Genomic DNA, 3,173 nt, shown 5'->3' with positions numbered 1-3,173 from the left:
CAATGACGCGATAGCCTTCTTCAAGCTCCGCGCAGATGACGCCACCAGCGGCCGTGACAAACGACAGGCCATCATGGCGGTCAAGGAGTTTGCCACCGGGCGAGATATGCTGGACCTGCTGATCGATGCGCGCGGCGACGCGTTCCTCGTGCCGGAATCGGCGGACGCCGTCACCCAGAGCCTGATGAACTATTATGCAGTGCTCGATCGGAAGCAATTCCCGCTGCTGTCCTGGCGTGTCCTGGACGCGCTCATCCAGAGCCGGACAGCGCCTTGCCTGTCTGAGAGTGAAGCCGCCCCCTGTCCCACGCAGGCCCTCCATTAACTGGCCGACTGGAGCTGTAGGGGTCTCTCGAAGCGTGCGGGTGCTCATGGCGCCCGCACGCATTCGTGCCGTATCACAGGCAGAGCGTCTGGACAGCGCGGGCATCGCGGCCTTCGTCGCTTGGTTGGAGGTCGGCACCTGCGGCATGCGCGTCGTTGCGAGCTTCGACGCCAGCCTCGACCAGGAAGGGCCGCACAGTCCGGGCCGGCCTGCGTCTGCCGTGAAGCCGTGAAAGCCGAGGGGCAGTCTCAACCGCCCCAAGCTGCTCAAGCGCTCCACGTTCAGTCGAGCCAAGCTCGACTTGCTCCGCCGACGTTTTCTTCTCCCGCCTGATCCATCAGACTCGATACCGCTGGCGAAGTCGGGCGGCTGCGACAGGGGTGAGGAGGCGGCCGAAGTGGCTTCGGCGTGCGGCAGCGATCGGCTCGCCCGTAATGAGCGAACAATCCAGGTGAGGTTGAGCGCGGCAGCGGTTGCGATGTGCTGCAACCGACCCTTTTGGCCAGACCAGCGTAGCGCGCCCGGCGCAGGCCGAAGCTACGCACCGCCGGAGAAAGAGTGGCCTTGATGCCGGCGCACTGGGCGTACAGCCGGGCGAAGGCGGCCGTATTCTGGTGCTGGCGCGCCTGGGCGAGCGCCTCATGTCGCGCCTGCGGGCACAGCGATATCTGACGGCGCGTCGCGCGGGCCGGCGCGTGCGACACGATGTGGGCAGGGCTGGCAGTCGCGACGGGAAACTTCACCTTGATGCCCGGTGTCCCGCGGATGTCGAGAGCCGGTGACCGGCTGGAGTTCGCAATGCCTAGCGGGCAGGTCACCCGCTCGGCCGCCCAGTCGATCCGGAACGCCGCGATGGCGAAGCGACCATCGGCTTGAGCCCGCCAGCGCAGGTCCAGCCGGATGGGTCCGATCAGGTCGATCCCGAAGCGCTGCCAGGCCTCGATCAGCAGACCCGCATCGATGTAGCCGGTGTCGACGAGGTGCTGGGCCCAGAGCAGGTCCTTGTCGGCCAGCGCCTCGTGAGCCGGCGCGACTATCCGGTGGTCGGCGACCGGCGCGAGGCACGTCTGGATGTGCGTGATGAGGCGGGACCGATTGTCGTCGCAGGTCTCGGTCAGGTGGGCCTTGTACCCGACCCAAGAGATCGTATCGGTGCGGGCATAGTGGGCGTCGCGATCATGCGCCGAGTTCAAGAACAGGACAGCGTGCGCGATGTCGAAAGAGGAGCGCCAGCGGATGGCCTCGTCCTGCACGTAGAAGTGCTGCACCCGGATCCGGCGCCCATACGGCGACAAGGAGATAGTCGCCACCCTCACCGATTGTTTGGCGATGAACCACTTCATGGGGCCAATCAGTCAAGCTTCTCGGCCTTCGGAAACTCAGCCCCGGCCGCGAAGGGTTCGCGCGCCAGCTCGATACCTACTACGCGCTATGCGGAGCTGCAGGCTCGTTTGTCATAGTATTGGCACAAAGAGAAAATACCAACACCTCAACTCGCTCCCTAGAGAGAAACAGAGTATTTCTTGATAGAATTTCTAAATCGCCCACCTCGCGCAGCGTATCTGGCACTGACTGACTGATCAGGACAGCCGTAGACGCTCCATATTGGACGGCATATTCCTTCAGTTGTGTGACGGCACCTCTAAATTCTTTCTCTGATCTCAAGCAGCGCTTGACCTCCACGACAATTGGCTTTCTATCTCGCCCAAAACCCACTAGATCGGGCCTGATGAGTCCGCTCGAGCTTGGAGTCGACCACTCTACGACATCTGGAAATATATTATTACGTAATGAATCAACTTTTGCCTTTAGACGCTTCTCGACGTTGAGGGCCACACTTAACTCTTCGAATTCCCAGGCAAACCGTATCCCGTTGGCCTCCAGCGCTTGCTTCACCGCGATGGCCGATCTTAATTCTGATGAAAGCATACCTTCCTGGCCCTCTAGTCGTTTAACCGACGGCAGCGAGATCTGTGCCGCTTCGGCTAAATCCTTTTGCTCCCATCGGAGTAGGGCCCTGGCGGCTCGCACCTGCTCGCTTGAGATATCCATTTGTACTCCAGGGATCAAAAGTGCTCAGGGTGTTGACTTGTCCATTGGGCATGTGTGATGTTGCAGGATAACTGAGCCTTCTGGGTGCAGCAACCGCAGGATCGCGCCTAGGCATGCAAACGAGGGATATATTGATGCGAGGGTCTTCTTCGCGTCGCATTGAAGCTTGGCCGCTGGAAATGCGTGCAGAAACTGCTGCGGCCTACTGCGATGAGCCAAGCGTCAGCGCCTTCCTGTCGAAGGTCGAACGAGGGTATTACTCGCGCCCCTGCCGGCAGCGGGGCTGTCGGCAGAAGTGGCACCGGACGAAGCTTGATCGGGATATAGCGCGCCGACATGGCCTCGCCGTTGAGATCTCCTATCCTGACGAAGACATAGCAGATCTGATTTGATGCCGCGCCGTAAGCCCACTGGGTGGCCTGTATACATGGTGGCCCGTCGTCTTGCGGGCCGGGCCACTGCTTACTATTGGGTCCCACCAACCTGGGCCGTCAGAGCTGGATGCCCGATGAAAGGCGAGCCGCTGGGAACAGACTACTGCGAGGCCAAACGGCGCTGCGATGACGTTCTCAACCCGCAGTTCGCGGCCTGGCGAACGCGCGATCAAGCCCCGATCTCCACCGAATGGGTTTCCGTTGGCATGTTCGACTGGATGGTGGCCGTCTACCGGTCCTCGCCCAAGTACGGGCGCACGGAAGCTACGGCCTGTTCGGCCTTGAACGTGTTCCGTGTGCGGGCGTTTTGCTCCTCCTGACTGGGAGGAGTGATGCTGGACGACGCAGAATGGAGAAAGCTG

The 3,173-nt window shown here is 61.5% G+C and carries 4 protein-coding genes and 1 pseudogene; 3 read left to right on the top strand and 2 right to left on the bottom strand.

Annotated features, from left to right (window positions below):
* Positions 1-325, top strand: a 325-nt coding sequence (locus WDW90_RS35870) for a hypothetical protein (RefSeq protein WP_336492517.1), incomplete at its 5' end; no start/stop codon positions are given.
* A 109-nt stretch (positions 326-434) separates the two neighbouring features.
* Positions 435-650 (top strand): annotated as a pseudogene (locus WDW90_RS35865) (ISL3 family transposase); the annotation flags it as partial.
* Here the strand turns inward: WDW90_RS35865 and WDW90_RS35860 are convergent.
* Both WDW90_RS35860 and WDW90_RS35855 read right to left on the bottom strand, forming a co-directional pair.
* On the bottom strand, positions 607-1,668 hold the full coding sequence (locus WDW90_RS35860; RefSeq protein WP_336492516.1) for a transposase: 1,062 nt from the start codon (positions 1,666-1,668) through the stop codon (positions 607-609). The pseudogene WDW90_RS35865 and the gene WDW90_RS35860 sit on opposite strands and share 44 nt — an antisense overlap.
* Before the next feature lie 79 nt (positions 1,669-1,747).
* Positions 1,748-2,377 (bottom strand): helix-turn-helix domain-containing protein, encoded by a 630-nt coding sequence (locus tag WDW90_RS35855; RefSeq protein WP_336492515.1) that lies wholly within the window; start codon positions 2,375-2,377, stop codon positions 1,748-1,750.
* 508 nt (positions 2,378-2,885) lie between these two features.
* On the opposite strand from WDW90_RS35855, the gene WDW90_RS35850 reads away from it, so the two are divergent.
* Positions 2,886-3,131: a hypothetical protein gene (locus WDW90_RS35850; protein WP_336492514.1), complete on the top strand. Its 246-nt coding sequence runs from the start codon at positions 2,886-2,888 to the stop codon at positions 3,129-3,131.
* Positions 3,132-3,173: the final 42 nt, after the last annotated feature.

The organism is Methylobacterium nigriterrae, from assembly GCF_037106235.1.
GTDB classification, from domain to species: domain Bacteria; phylum Pseudomonadota; class Alphaproteobacteria; order Rhizobiales; family Beijerinckiaceae; genus Methylobacterium; species Methylobacterium nigriterrae.
Note: the sequence above shows the minus strand (reverse complement) of the source record. Positions and strands in the feature narration are given on the sequence as shown.

Excerpts from the sequence above, each read along its gene's own strand:
- WDW90_RS35860 (WP_336492516.1), bottom strand. The coding sequence starts at position 1,668 with ATGAAGTGGTTCATCGCCAAACAATCGGTGAGGGTGGCGACTATCTCC.
- WDW90_RS35855 (WP_336492515.1), bottom strand. The coding sequence starts at position 2,377 with ATGGATATCTCAAGCGAGCAGGTGCGAGCCGCCAGGGCCCTACTCCGA.
- WDW90_RS35850 (WP_336492514.1), top strand. The coding sequence starts at position 2,886 with ATGAAAGGCGAGCCGCTGGGAACAGACTACTGCGAGGCCAAACGGCGC.